The following is a 12,628-nucleotide window of genomic DNA, read 5'->3' on the forward strand; positions in this document are numbered from 1 at the left end:
CAATTAAGCGGGCGGACCCAGAAGATCAAGAAGCCTGCGCATCTGGCGGCGCGAATTTAGTTGGAAAACGGGAACATCGGGTCCGTTCTTGACGAGTGAAGCGACCACCAGGGGCGCAAAGCGATTGTCGAACGTCCAGACATAGCGCAGGAACTCCCAATCGAGCTTCTCGGGACAACCAGGCGCCATCTCTGGTCGCGTCCGGCCAAGCCATCGCAGCCATCGCGACGTTACCCCCCAGATGCAGAGAAGGCGTGGCATGCGCACCCAGATGACGATATCGGTGCGCGGCAGGCGGATGTCAAAACTGGTGGGACCGGTACCGTCGAAGACCCATCTGTCCTCCTGCACCTTTTCGGCCATCAGCCGCCGCTGTTCCTGCTTGTCGCGCTGAGCCCAGCCGGGGAGCCAGAGAATATCACGATCGATCGAGACATAGGTGAGGCCGAAGCGTACGGCCAGATATTGCGACAAGGTCGATTTACCGCCGCCGGAGCAACCGATCACCATGATGCGACTGGCTTTTCCAATGCGCTCGGCCACGTCTGTGATATCAGTGAGGTAGTTCGGGGCCTCGGGCTTCGTTAATGCAGTCATCGCCTGCCTCCGCGTTAATCGCCCTGCCCTCATCGAACCTCAGAGACCGGGGATGCTATTCGCGGACGACGCCCTAAACCGCTTCGATGACCGGCGGATGACAGCGGGAGATCACCATTCCGAACCCCAGTTGGTCGGAAAGAACAGGCTCACTCCAGAAATGCCGCCTACTCAGCCGCCATCAGGACCTTTTTTTCGCGCGCCGCACGAAGTCGCGCGAAATCGTCTCCGGCGTGGTGGGAGGATCGTGTCAGGGGGCTGGACGCCACCATCAGGAAGCCCTTGGTGTAGGCAACTGTCTCGTAGGACTTGAACTCGTCCGGCGTGACGAAGCTGATGACGGCATGGTGCTTGCGGGTCGGCTGCAGATACTGGCCGATGGTCAGGAAGTCGACATCGGCAGTGCGCAGGTCGTCCATCAACTGCAGCACTTCGTTGCGCTCTTCGCCGAGGCCGACCATGATGCCGGACTTGGTGAACATCGTCGGGTCGAGCTCCTTGACGCGCTGCAGCAGGCGGATGGAGTGGAAATAGCGTGCACCAGGACGGACCGTCAGGTAATTGCCGGGCACCGTTTCCATGTTGTGGTTGAAGACGTCGGGCTTGGCAGCGACGACCCGCTCCAACGCACCGGGCTTCTTCAGGAAGTCAGGCGTCAGGATCTCGATGGTGGTCAGCGGAGACGAGGCGCGGATCGCCCAGATCACCTTCTCGAAATGCTCGGCGCCGCCATCCGCGAGGTCGTCACGGTCGACTGACGTGATGACCACGTGGCTGAGGCCCATTTCCTTGACGGCCTTGGCGACGTTTTCAGGCTCCGCCATGTCGAGGGCATTCGGCTTGCCGGTCGAGACGTTGCAGAAGGCACAAGCGCGGGTGCAAATCTCGCCCATGATCATGAAGGTCGCGTGCTTCTTGTCCCAGCACTCGCCAATGTTGGGGCAGCCCGCCTCTTCGCAGACGGTGACGAGCTTGTGTTCCTTGACGATAGCGCGCGTTTCCGCGTAGCCCTTTGAGGTCGGGGCCTTGACGCGGATCCAGTCCGGCTTGCGCAGCACTTCGGTATCGGGCTTGTGGGCCTTCTCCGGGTGGCGGATGCGCAAGGCCGATGGATTGATGGTGTCGAGAATCGTGACCATAACGTTCTTTCTGCCGCTATAGCGACAAACCTATCGCTGGACGAGCCGGGCGAGAAATATCAGAATGCAGGCACCGAGGAAACCGGTGATGAAAAAGCCCATGCGTGTGTCTGCCACGGCGATGTGGAACTGGGTCAGGATGGCGTTCGCCACCACCGATCCGACGATGCCGAGCACGATATTCAAGAGGATGCCATAACGCGCTTCCATCAGCTTGCCGGCCAGCCAGCCGGCAAGTCCGCCGATGATGATAGCGCCAATCCAACCTACGCCCATGATTTGCCCTTAGCCTCAGGCTATCGCTCGCGCCAGCAACACCACAATGATGGCGCCGACAGTCGCATGAATGATCTGCACAACCAGCAGATTTTGGATGCCGAGCGAGATGCCCAGCGCGTGAAACAGAAAACCACCGACGAACGCACCGATGACGCCGCTCAGCAGGCAGCTGAGCAGACCGCCGCCGCCGACTACGAGGCTGGCGAGGAAGCCGGCCACGAGGCCGATCAGCAGGAATACGACCCAAGGCTGCGATAGAATTGACATGATAATCTCCTTTGCATTGGTCCGCTACAATAGAGGGCGGCTTAGCGGTCTATTAAGCGTTCAGCGCGCGGCCGTAGGCGTCCAACGATGCTTCCTTCATCGTCTCCGATACCGTCGGATGCGGGAAGATGGTGTGCATGAGCTCTTCTTCCGTCGTCTCCAGGTTCATTGCGATGACGAAGCCCTGGATAAGTTCGGTGACCTCGGCGCCGACCATGTGCGCCCCAAGCAATTCGCCCGTCTTGTTGTCGAAGATGACCTTGCAAAGCCCCTGGTCTTCGCCGAGCGCAATGGCCTTGCCGTTGGCAGCGAAAGGAAAGCGGCCGACGCGGATGTCGCGGCCGAGTTCCTTGGCCTTGGCTTCTGTAAGGCCGACCGATGCCACCTGCGGATTGCAGTAGGTGCAGCCGGGAACCTTGCTCTTGTCGGTGGCGTGGACATTCGGCAGTCCGGCGATCTTCTCGACGCAGACGACGCCTTCATGCTCGGCCTTATGGGCAAGCATCGGAGGACCCGCGACATCGCCGATCGCATAGATGCCGGGGACGTTGGTCTTGCCGTAGCCGTCGATGACGACACAGCCGCGATCGGTCTTCACGCCGAGCGCTTCGAGGCCGAGATTGTCGATATTGCCGACGACGCCGACGGCCGAAATCATCCGGTCGGCAGTGATCTGCTGGCTCTTGCCATCCCTGGTCTCGATGGTGGCCGTGATGCTGTCTGCCGCTTTGTCGACCTTGGTCACCTTCGCGTCGAGGATGAACTTCAGGCCGCGCTTCTCGAGCTGCTTCTTGGCGATGGCGGAAATCTCGACATCTTCGACCGGCATGATCGACGACATGACCTCGACGACGGTGACGTCGACGCCCATGGAACGATAGAAGCTGGCGAACTCGATGCCGATAGCGCCGGAGCCCATGACGAGCAGCGTCTTCGGCAGAGCCTGGGGCTTCATCGCCTCGAAATAGGTCCAGATGAGCTTGCCGTCCGGCTCGATGCCCGGCAACGCACGCGGACGAGCGCCGGTGGCGACGATGATGTGCTTGGCGTTGTAGGTGCCGTCTTCGCTCTTGATATTTTTCGGCAGCGGGTTCTGCGGCTGCACGGCAGGCTTCTTCGACTTGGTGACGACGATCTCGCCGGGCTTGGTGATCTTCGCTTCACCCCAGATGACGTCGATCTTGTTCTTCTTCATGAGGAAGGCAACGCCGCCGGTCAGCCGCGCGGAAACGCCGCGCGAACGGGCGACGACTGCGGTCACGTCCGGCTTGACGGTGCCTTCGAGCACCAGGCCGTAATCCTTGAAATGGTTGGCGTGGTCCATCACCTCGGCCGAGCGAAGCAGCGCCTTGGTCGGGATACAGCCCCAGTTGAGGCAGATTCCGCCGAGATGCTCGCGCTCGACGATCGCCGTCTTGAGGCCGAGCTGGGCCGCGCGTATCGCCGCCACGTAACCGCCGGGGCCGGAGCCGATGATAATGACGTCGTAGTTCTCTGCCATTTTAATTCCTGTCTTGTCGTTTCTTGTCGTTACCGGCCGCACGAAAACCAGGGCCAGCCAGAGATCAATCAAAGCCCGAGCATCATCCGCACCATCGGCTCAAGGCCGCGGCCGAGTGCCCGGGTATTTTCAACGTCGAGGTGAACACCGTCGAGCGGTGTCGTGACGGCAACCGAGGCACCGTCGAAGAAGCCGCAGCCCATCTCGTCCGCCAGGTCGCGATAGAGCGTCGCCAGCTTCGGCGATTCTTCCACACCGCCGGCAAACATCGCGGCAAATGGGGCATTCGCCGTTTCGCAGATGATCGGCGGCGCAACGATCAGTATTTCAGGGGCGTCGTAGTCAAACGCCCAGTCATGGTGCCGGATCAGCCCGACGAGCCGCGCCATCCCCTGGCAGGCAGCAAACGCCGAACCGGCGAGCACCGGCTTCATATCGTTGGTGCCGAGCAGGATAACAACGAGGTCGATAGGCGCATGCGTCTCGAGCACGGTCGGCAGGATTCGCGCTCCGTTGCGATCGCCGTCGGCCAAATGATCGTCGAAGGCCGTTGTGCGGCCATTCAGACCTTCCGCGATGACGCGAACCTTGCCGCCGAGTGCTTCCTGCAGCACGCTCGGCCAGCGGTTTTCGAATTCATGACGGCCGAGCGTGTCGGCATCGTAGCCCCAGGTCAGGGAGTCGCCGTAGCAAAGAACAGTTTTCATGGCGCTCATCGAGCTTCATTCCCCAATGTCAGTCCGGGCCATGCGAAAACCATTTTCACTTGCCCTTCGTAAGAGCTTCGACCTTGCGCTCGAGCTCGAATATCCGATCTTCAAAGTCACCAGTGACTAGTCACGACATCATGGTGTCCGCCTTCAAAGCGTGGCGAACGGTCTTTTGTCCACTCTCCAACTTGTCCAGCCGCTCTTTCACTTCCTGAAACTGATCTCGGATCTCAGCGCGGATCTCGCGCAGCATCGGCATAACCATGTCTTTCGGATCATCTGCCATCGCGTGTCTCCTTGGCGCCAAAGCCGCCTCGACAAAATATGGAGATGAGTGCGCCAAATGTCACGGCCTGTTGTGACGTGGTCGGCAGACGGCCGCAACGATGTTGCGGCCGGAAATTCGCTAAACCAGCATGCCCATCGGGTTCTCGACGTAGCCCTTGAAGGCGGCGAGAAGCTGGGCGCCGAGGGCACCGTCAACGCTGCGATGATCGGTCGACAGCGTGACGCTCATCACGGTAGCGATCGCCATTTCGCCCTTCTTGACGATGACGCGCTGCTCGCCTGCGCCCACGGCCAGGATGGTCGAGTGCGGCGGGTTGATGACGGCGGCAAATTCCTTGACGCCCATCATGCCCATGTTCGAGACCGACGTCGTGCCGCCCTGGAATTCTTCCGGCTTCAGCTTGCGTTCCTTGGCCCGCTTGCCGAGGTCCTTCATCTCGTTGGAGATGGCAGACAACGTCTTCAGCTCGGCCTTGCGGATGATCGGCGTGATCAGGCCGCCCGGGATGGAGACGGCGACGCCGACGTCCACGTGCTTGTGCTTGACCATGGCGTTCTCGGTCCACGACACGTTGGCATCCGGGACATCGCGGAGCGCAAGTGCCATCGCCTTGATGATCATGTCGTTGACCGACAGCTTGTAGGCCGGCGCGCTGTCCTTGCGCGGTGCGGCATCGTTGAGCTGCGCGCGCAACGCCATCAGGGCATCGAGATTGCAATCCACCGTGACATAGAAATGCGGGATGGTCTGCTTGGATTCAACCAGACGCTTGGCGATGATCTTGCGCATGTTGTCATGCGGCACAAGCTCGTAGGAGCCGGCTTCGAACAGCTTCATGACGGCTTCGTCCGACGCACCCTTCGGTGTGCTTGCTGCTGGGGCCGATGCAGGTGTTGCGGAGGCCGCCTTGGCGCCACCACCGGCAACCGCAGCTTCGACATCGCTCTTGACGACGCGACCATGCGGGCCGGAACCGGCCACTGCCGACACATCGATTCCGGCTTCCTTCGCCAGGCGACGGGCAAGCGGCGACGAGAAGGTCCGGGCGCCGCTGGCAGCTGCAGGAGCGGCCTTCGGCGCAGCAGGTGCTGCGGCCGCGACGGCCGGCGCATCCGCCTTGACGGCTTCCTCAGGCTTGGCGGCAGGTGCAGCTTCCGACTTCGGCGCGGACGCTGCAGCCGGGGCTGCGGACCCCGCACCGCTCGCAGCAGCACCGACGTCCTCGCCATCGGCGGCCAGTACGGCGATCAGCGCGTTGACCTTGACGCCCTGGGTACCGGCGGCAACGACGAGCTTGGCAACGGTGCCCTCGTCGATTGCCTCGACTTCCATGGTGGCCTTGTCGGTTTCAATCTCGGCCAGCACGTCGCCGGACTTGACCTGATCGCCTTCCTTGACCAGCCACTTGGAGAGCGTACCCTCTTCCATGGTCGGCGACAGGGCGGGCATGGTGATGTTGATAGGCATCGAAAGACCTTCCCCTTATTTGTAGCAGACGGCTTTCACCGCATCGACGACTTCGCCGACGTTCGGAAGGGCCAGCTTTTCGAGATTGGCGGCGTAGGGCATCGGAACGTCCTTGCCGGCGATCGTCAGGATCGGCGCATCGAGATAGTCGAAAGCCTGCTGCATGACGCGGGTGGCGATTTCGGTGCCGACCGAGTTCTGCGGATAGCCTTCCTCGACGGTGACCAGGCGACCGGTCTTCTTCACCGATTCGATGACGGTCGGCAGGTCCATGGGACGCAGCGTGCGCAGATCGATCAGCTCGACGTCGATGCCGAGCTGTTCGAGTTCGGCGACAGCCTTGACCGCGTAGGTCATGCCGATGCCGAACGAGACGATCGTCACATCCTTGCCGGTGCGGTGGATACGGGCCTTGCCGATCGGCAGAACGAAGTTATCCATCTTCGGCACGTCGAAATGCTGGCCATAGAGGATTTCGTTCTCGAGGAAGACCACCGGGTTCGGATCGCGAATCGCAGCCTTCAGCAGGCCCTTGGCGTCGGCTGCCGTGTACGGCATGACGACCTTGAGGCCAGGGATCTGGCTGTACCAGGCAGAATAATCCTGGCTATGCTGGGCACCGACGCGGGCAGCCGCACCATTCGGGCCACGGAAGACGATCGGCGCACCCATCTGGCCGCCGGACATATAGAGCGTCTTGGCAGCCGAGTTGATGATCTGGTCGATGGCCTGCATGGCGAAGTTGAACGTCATGAACTCGACGATCGGCTTCAGACCGGACATGGCGGCACCGACGCCGATACCGGCAAAGCCGTGCTCGGTGATCGGGGTATCGATAACGCGGCGGGCGCCGAATTCCTGCAGCAGCCCTTGCGTCACCTTGTACGCGCCCTGGTACTCGGCCACTTCCTCGCCCATGACAAAGACGTTATCGTCAGCGCGCATTTCTTCGGCCATGGCGTCGCGGAGTGCGTCGCGTACGGTCGTCGAGACCATTTCGGTGCCGGCCGGGATGTCCGGATCGGCAGCGATATGAGCCTTTGGCTGGGCCGGCACCTTGCTGTCGGCGCGGGCCGTCGGCTCATCGGCGGATTGGCGGGCCTTGCCGCCGGCGTCGTTGCTGGCCGCAGCCGGCGTATCGGCATCGGCCTTGGGGGCTGCAGCCTTTTCGGTGTCCGCACCAGCGTTCATGGCGTCGGCGCTTTCGCCCTCGGCAAGCAGGATCGCGATTTTGGCGTTGACCTTCACGCCCTGGGTGCCTTCGGCGACCAGGAGCTTGCCGATCGTGCCTTCGTCGACGGCTTCGACTTCCATCGTCGCCTTGTCGGTTTCGATTTCGGCAATGACGTCGCCGGAAGTGACCTTGTCACCTTCCTTCTTCAGCCATTTGGACAGTGTGCCTTCTTCCATCGTCGGAGAGAGGGCGGGCATCAGGATATCGATAGGCATGTGTTCCCTCCCCGATCAGAGCAGAATGTCTGTGTAGAGCGCGGATGCATCCGGCTCCGGCTCGGACTGGGCGAAATCGGCACTGTCGGCAACGATATCGCGAACATCCTTGTCGATCGCCTTCAGATCGTCTTCGGATGCCCAGCCTTTTCCGACCAGGCGCAAGCGCACCTGCTCGATCGGATCATGTTCTGAGCGCATCTTCTGCACTTCGTCCTTGGAGCGATACTTCGCCGGGTCGGACATCGAATGGCCGCGATAGCGGTAGGTCAGCATTTCGAGAATGATCGGGCCCTTGCCGGAACGGCAATGCTGGAGCGCCTCGTCGGCTGCCGCCTTGACAGCGCGCACATCCATGCCATCGACCTGCATGCCGGGAATGCCGAAGCCCGAACCGCGCAGCGAGTAGTTGGACTGCGCCGTCGCGCGGGCAGAGGACGTGCCCATGGCGTAGTGGTTGTTCTCGATGATATAGACGATCGGCAGCTTCCAGAGAGCAGCCATGTTGAAGCTCTCGTAGACCTGGCCCTGGTTGGCCGCACCGTCGCCGAAATAGGCGACCGAGACGCTGTCATTACCACGGTATTTGTTGGCGAAAGCGAGCCCGGTGCCGAGCGAAACCTGCGCACCGACGATACCGTGACCGCCGTAGAAATGCTTCTCTTTCGAGAACATGTGCATCGAGCCGCCCTTGCCGTGCGAATAGCCGCTGCTGCGACCAGTCAGCTCGGCCATGACACCACGCGCTTCCATGCCGCAAGCGAGCATGTGGCCGTGGTCGCGATAGGCCGTAATGACCTGATCGCCTTCCTTCTGGGCCATCTGCATGCCGACGACGACAGCTTCCTGGCCGATGTAGAGGTGACAGAATCCGCCGATGAACCCCATGCCGTACAACTGTCCGGCCTTTTCCTCGAAGCGCCGGATGAGCAGCATTTCGCGGTAGGCTTTCAGCTCTTCGTCGCGATCGAAATCGGCTATAGGACCGCCGTTGGTTTCAACACGTGCTGACTTGGACGTTTTCCGGTTGGAAACGGACGCGATTTTCGGCGCCATTCAACCCTCCCCTGTGTGATAAGCATCGATCAATGGTGACGCGTAACATAGGGAAGATTAACAGATGCAGCAATGCCATAAACGCATGGCTAGTATTCGATATAAGTCACTGAAAAATAAATAAAATCTCCGATTAACTGAAATTCAGTTAATCGCGCTATTTGTTGAAGATGACGATTTCGTCGGCCTTGGAATAATCGAGCTGGTAACGGGCCTTTTCATCAAGCATGTCCTTGTCGAGCGATCCGTCGCTGAGCAGGGCAACCTCCTTTTCGAGGTGCTGTCGCTTGGCAACGAGATCGGCCAGATCCTTGGAGCGGGCCAGTCGCTGTTGCTCGAATACTTCGGTCGCCCGCAGGCCGTAATCGCCATGGACGCAGTGGTAGCCGAAATAGGATACGAAGGCGACGGTGATGGCTGGAAGCACCAGGTGACCAAGCCGCTTCTTCTTATGATATTTTGTCCACATGCCGTTTGCCCATACGCTGTACCCGTGTGAGCGACACTAGACGGCAGAGATTAACCGTCCGTTGACCGTGTTGCGAGATCGACTAAAAAACCGCGCCCGAAGGCGCGGTTGGTAGAAAAGCGAATGCGTCTGGTATCAGCCGCGCAGGATGGACGTGCCGGCGTAGCGGGCCTGCGGACCGAGCATTTCCTCGATGCGGATCAGCTGGTTGTACTTGGCAAGACGGTCCGAGCGCGACAGCGAGCCGGTCTTGATCTGACCGCAGTTGGTGGCGACCGCGAGATCGGCAATCGTCGAATCCTCGGTTTCGCCAGAGCGGTGCGACATGACGGCTGTATAGCCGGCCTTGTGGGCCGTTTCGACGGCGTCGAGCGTTTCGGTCAGCGTGCCGATCTGGTTGACCTTGACGAGGATCGAGTTGGCAACGCCCATCTTGATACCGTCGCGAAGGCGCGAGGAATTGGTAACGAACAGATCGTCGCCGACCAGCTGGGTGGTCTTGCCGGCCAGCTCTGTCAGCGTCTTCCAGCCTTCCCAATCGTCTTCGGACATGCCGTCTTCGATCGACAGGATCGGGTACTTGGCAGCGAGTTCGGCAAGGTATTCAGCCATGGCGCCCGGCTCCAGCGTGCGACCTTCGCCTTCGAGAACGTACTTGCCGTCCTTGAAGAACTCTGTCGCAGCACAATCGAGGCCGAGGTAGATGTCTTCGCCGGGACGATAGCCGGCCTTCTCGATCGACTTCATGATGAAGTCCAGGGCTTCCGGCGCGCTTTTCAGGCCCGGTGCGAAACCGCCTTCGTCGCCGACATTGGTGTTGTGACCCTGGGCCGACAGTTCCTTCTTCAGCACGTGAAAAACTTCGGAGCCCATGCGGACGGCATCGGAGAAGGTTTCTGCACCGACGGGGAGAATCATGAATTCCTGGAAGTCGATCGGGTTGTCGGCATGGGCACCGCCGTTGATGATGTTCATCATCGGCACAGGCAGAAGGCTGGCATAGGCGCCGCCGACATAGCGATAGAGCGGCAGGTCGGCGCTCTGGGCGGCGGCCTTGGCGACGGCGAGCGATACGCCGAGGATGGCGTTGGCGCCGAGGCGGGACTTGTTGGCCGTGCCATCCAGCTCGATCATCAGGTTGTCGATCTGGATCTGGTTTTCAGCATCGAGACCGCCGATGGCCTCAAAAATCTCGGTATCGACGGCTTCTACAGCCTTTTCGACGCCCTTGCCGTGGTAACGCGAGCCACCATCGCGCAATTCGACTGCCTCGTGGGCACCTGTCGAGGCGCCCGACGGGACTGCGGCGCGACCCATGCTGCCGTCTTCCAGATATACGTCGACTTCGACAGTCGGGTTGCCGCGGCTGTCGAGAATCTCGCGGGCGATAATGTCGGTGATTGCGGTCATGGCTGGTTCCTGCTCGCTGGTTATAATCGATTGAAATCTCTAAATCGAAGGCGTGACAATTACAATGCCATCACGCGCTTCGAATGAGGGAACGTCATAGCCGACTAAACCAAGATCATGTCAGCCTGTTGAACGCTCCCGCAGATGCTAGGCCTTGGCGATGGCGTCGAATGCCAGCAGCTTTTCGAGCAGCTTCGGCATATCTTTCAGATGCACCATGTTGGGGCCATCGGACGGCGCATGGTCGGGGTCCTCGTGGGTTTCGATAAACACGCCGGCGACGCCGACGGCAACGGCCGCGCGGGCAAGGGTTTCCACGAATTCGCGCTGGCCCCCGGAGGACCCGCCCTGGCCGCCGGGCTGCTGCACGGAGTGGGTAGCATCGAAGATCACCGGAGCGCCCATCGCCGCCATGATCGGCAGCGAGCGCATGTCGGAGACCAGCGTGTTGTAGCCGAAGGATGCGCCGCGTTCACAGAGCAGGATGTTCGGGTTACCGCTGTCGTTAAGCTTGGCCAGCACGTTCTTCATGTCCCAGGGGGCGAGGAACTGACCCTTCTTGACGTTGATGATGCGGCCGGTCCTGGCGGCAGCGACCAGAAGATCGGTCTGGCGTGACAGGAAGGCCGGGATCTGCAGGACATCCACGGTCTTGGCGACAAGGGCGCACTGCTCCTCCGTGTGGATGTCGGTGAGCACCGGGAAACCGTATTCCTTCTTCAGCTCGCCGAAGATCTCCAGAGCCGCTTCCAGCCCAAGGCCACGCTGGGCGGACAGGGATGTGCGGTTGGCCTTGTCGAAGGACGACTTGTAGACGAGCCCGATGCCAAGCGAGGCGCAGAGTTCCTTGAGCTTGCCGGCTATCGTGAAGGCATGATCGCGGCTCTCCATCTGGCAGGGACCGGCAATCAGCGAGAGGCGCTTGCTGTTGGAGAAAGTGACCTTGCCGGGGCCTTCGCCGGCGACCACGTCCGAATTTGTCGAATGGCTCATGCTGTCTCCTCGAAGGCAAACAATGCCCCCTGCCCGGGAGCGGCCTTCACCAGAATAGTGTTGCTCTTGCGTGTGTAGGTCACGCCGTTACCAGCCAAATGCGCTTCTGTCACGGAAAGATCGCGAACCGCAAAGACGATTGCCCGCCCCCGCAGGCCCGCATCTTCACCGGATGGCGCCGCCTCATAGAAGGCCTCCATCCCCTCGCCGCTCAAGATGTCGATTTCCACATTGGCTGCCGATGCTGTGATGCCAAAGGAATGCGGAGCGATTGCGGCACCATTGCCAACTTGGCTGATGAGCCCGGAAAACGCCTCCGGGCTGGCGCAGGACAGCACAATGCGCGAAATGCCGAGAACGCCGTTCGGATGCCTCTCCAGCGCGCTGCGATCCGTCGGCATCGCATTAATGCGCTCGCAGGTGAAAACGAAGAAATCCGGGGCACGCAAATCTGCGGCGAAAGCAAGGCGAAAGCCGGCAATCGATTCGGACCCGTCCGGCATGCGCATCGGCCTTTCGAACTCGAGGATCTTGCCGGCCGAGACCCCGCGGTCGCGAAAGCGCTGCTGGTCGCTTTCAGCATTGCCGGTTGCGAAGGCAATGGAGGAAAAACCATCGTCGCCGACGCGAAACCGGAAAGCCTGGTCGCGCGCGACGAAGACATTGCCGGCCAGCGCCGACGCCTCGCACTCCGAGAGACTGGCAATGCCGAGTGGCTCGAGATAGGTCTTGTCGGCGAAGAAAACGCAAGCATTTTCAGTACCAAAGGGATGCCGTGCATCGGCAGCGACAGTGAAGCCAAGCTTGCTCAGCCGCTGGCGCGCAGAGGCTATATCGCAGGTCGGCAGGACCAGATGGTCGATTGGATAGGCTGCTGTCATGGTTTGTCTCCACCCTGCGAAGCCGTCAGCGACGGCAGCGCGACATGATCTTCCAAAAATGCGATTATTCCAACGGCGTTCACAAAGATTTAGTCACTTGCGGAACACATATGGAACATAT

At 60.7% G+C, this 12,628-nt stretch carries 14 protein-coding genes; all 14 read right to left on the minus strand.

The genetic code is table 11. The features are described from left to right. Positions 1 to 3: 3 nt before the first annotated feature. Positions 4 to 597, minus strand: a complete 594-nt coding sequence (locus J5278_RS11180) for an AAA family ATPase (RefSeq protein WP_209183676.1) — start codon at positions 595 to 597, stop codon at positions 4 to 6. A gap of 167 nt (positions 598 to 764) precedes the next feature. Then, a complete protein-coding gene (gene lipA / locus J5278_RS11185) occupies positions 765 to 1,736 on the minus strand; it encodes a lipoyl synthase (protein WP_209183675.1) in 972 nt (323 codons plus the stop codon). A 30-nt stretch (positions 1,737 to 1,766) separates the two neighbouring features. Continuing rightward, complete coding sequence (locus J5278_RS11190; RefSeq protein ID WP_111215561.1) at positions 1,767 to 2,015, minus strand: GlsB/YeaQ/YmgE family stress response membrane protein; 249 nt, start codon at positions 2,013 to 2,015, stop codon at positions 1,767 to 1,769. 12 nt (positions 2,016 to 2,027) lie between these two features. Beyond that, positions 2,028 to 2,282, minus strand: coding sequence for a GlsB/YeaQ/YmgE family stress response membrane protein (locus J5278_RS11195; RefSeq protein ID WP_142822569.1), 255 nt, complete (start codon positions 2,280 to 2,282; stop codon positions 2,028 to 2,030). A 52-nt stretch (positions 2,283 to 2,334) separates the two neighbouring features. After that, complete coding sequence (gene lpdA, locus J5278_RS11200) at positions 2,335 to 3,783, minus strand: dihydrolipoyl dehydrogenase (RefSeq protein WP_209183674.1); 1,449 nt, start codon at positions 3,781 to 3,783, stop codon at positions 2,335 to 2,337. A 68-nt stretch (positions 3,784 to 3,851) separates the two neighbouring features. Next, positions 3,852 to 4,490, minus strand: coding sequence for an SGNH/GDSL hydrolase family protein (locus tag J5278_RS11205; RefSeq protein WP_209184110.1), 639 nt, complete (start codon positions 4,488 to 4,490; stop codon positions 3,852 to 3,854). A gap of 130 nt (positions 4,491 to 4,620) precedes the next feature. Next, on the minus strand, positions 4,621 to 4,779 hold the full coding sequence (locus J5278_RS11210) for a hypothetical protein (protein ID WP_209183673.1): 159 nt from the start codon (positions 4,777 to 4,779) through the stop codon (positions 4,621 to 4,623). 120 nt (positions 4,780 to 4,899) lie between these two features. Beyond that, complete coding sequence (locus J5278_RS11215) at positions 4,900 to 6,249, minus strand: pyruvate dehydrogenase complex dihydrolipoamide acetyltransferase (protein ID WP_209183672.1); 1,350 nt, start codon at positions 6,247 to 6,249, stop codon at positions 4,900 to 4,902. A gap of 15 nt (positions 6,250 to 6,264) precedes the next feature. Continuing rightward, positions 6,265 to 7,698: a pyruvate dehydrogenase complex E1 component subunit beta gene (locus tag J5278_RS11220; RefSeq protein WP_209183671.1), complete on the minus strand. Its 1,434-nt coding sequence runs from the start codon at positions 7,696 to 7,698 to the stop codon at positions 6,265 to 6,267. 15 nt (positions 7,699 to 7,713) lie between these two features. Beyond that, the gene (gene pdhA, locus J5278_RS11225) at positions 7,714 to 8,754 is read right to left on the minus strand and encodes a pyruvate dehydrogenase (acetyl-transferring) E1 component subunit alpha (RefSeq protein WP_142822560.1); all 1,041 of its coding nucleotides are present in this window, start codon (positions 8,752 to 8,754) and stop codon (positions 7,714 to 7,716) included. Positions 8,755 to 8,911: 157 nt separating this feature from the next. Then, positions 8,912 to 9,223, minus strand: a complete 312-nt coding sequence (locus J5278_RS11230) for a septum formation initiator family protein (RefSeq protein WP_111215546.1) — start codon at positions 9,221 to 9,223, stop codon at positions 8,912 to 8,914. Between the two features lie 135 nt (positions 9,224 to 9,358). After that, positions 9,359 to 10,633 (minus strand): phosphopyruvate hydratase, encoded by a 1,275-nt coding sequence (gene eno, locus J5278_RS11235; protein WP_142822558.1) that lies wholly within the window; start codon positions 10,631 to 10,633, stop codon positions 9,359 to 9,361. 147 nt (positions 10,634 to 10,780) lie between these two features. Beyond that, positions 10,781 to 11,626: a 3-deoxy-8-phosphooctulonate synthase gene (gene kdsA, locus J5278_RS11240; RefSeq protein ID WP_209183670.1), complete on the minus strand. Its 846-nt coding sequence runs from the start codon at positions 11,624 to 11,626 to the stop codon at positions 10,781 to 10,783. Beyond that, positions 11,623 to 12,507 carry a VOC family protein gene (locus J5278_RS11245; RefSeq protein ID WP_209183669.1) on the minus strand — a complete coding sequence of 295 codons (885 nt, stop codon included), beginning with the start codon at positions 12,505 to 12,507 and terminating at the stop codon, positions 11,623 to 11,625. Before J5278_RS11245 ends, kdsA begins: the two co-directional genes overlap by 4 nt. Positions 12,508 to 12,628 lie beyond the last annotated feature (121 nt).

It is taken from the genome of Rhizobium sp. B21/90 (assembly GCF_019355815.1).
In the GTDB taxonomy this organism is placed as follows: Bacteria; Pseudomonadota; Alphaproteobacteria; order Rhizobiales; family Rhizobiaceae; genus Rhizobium; species Rhizobium rhododendri.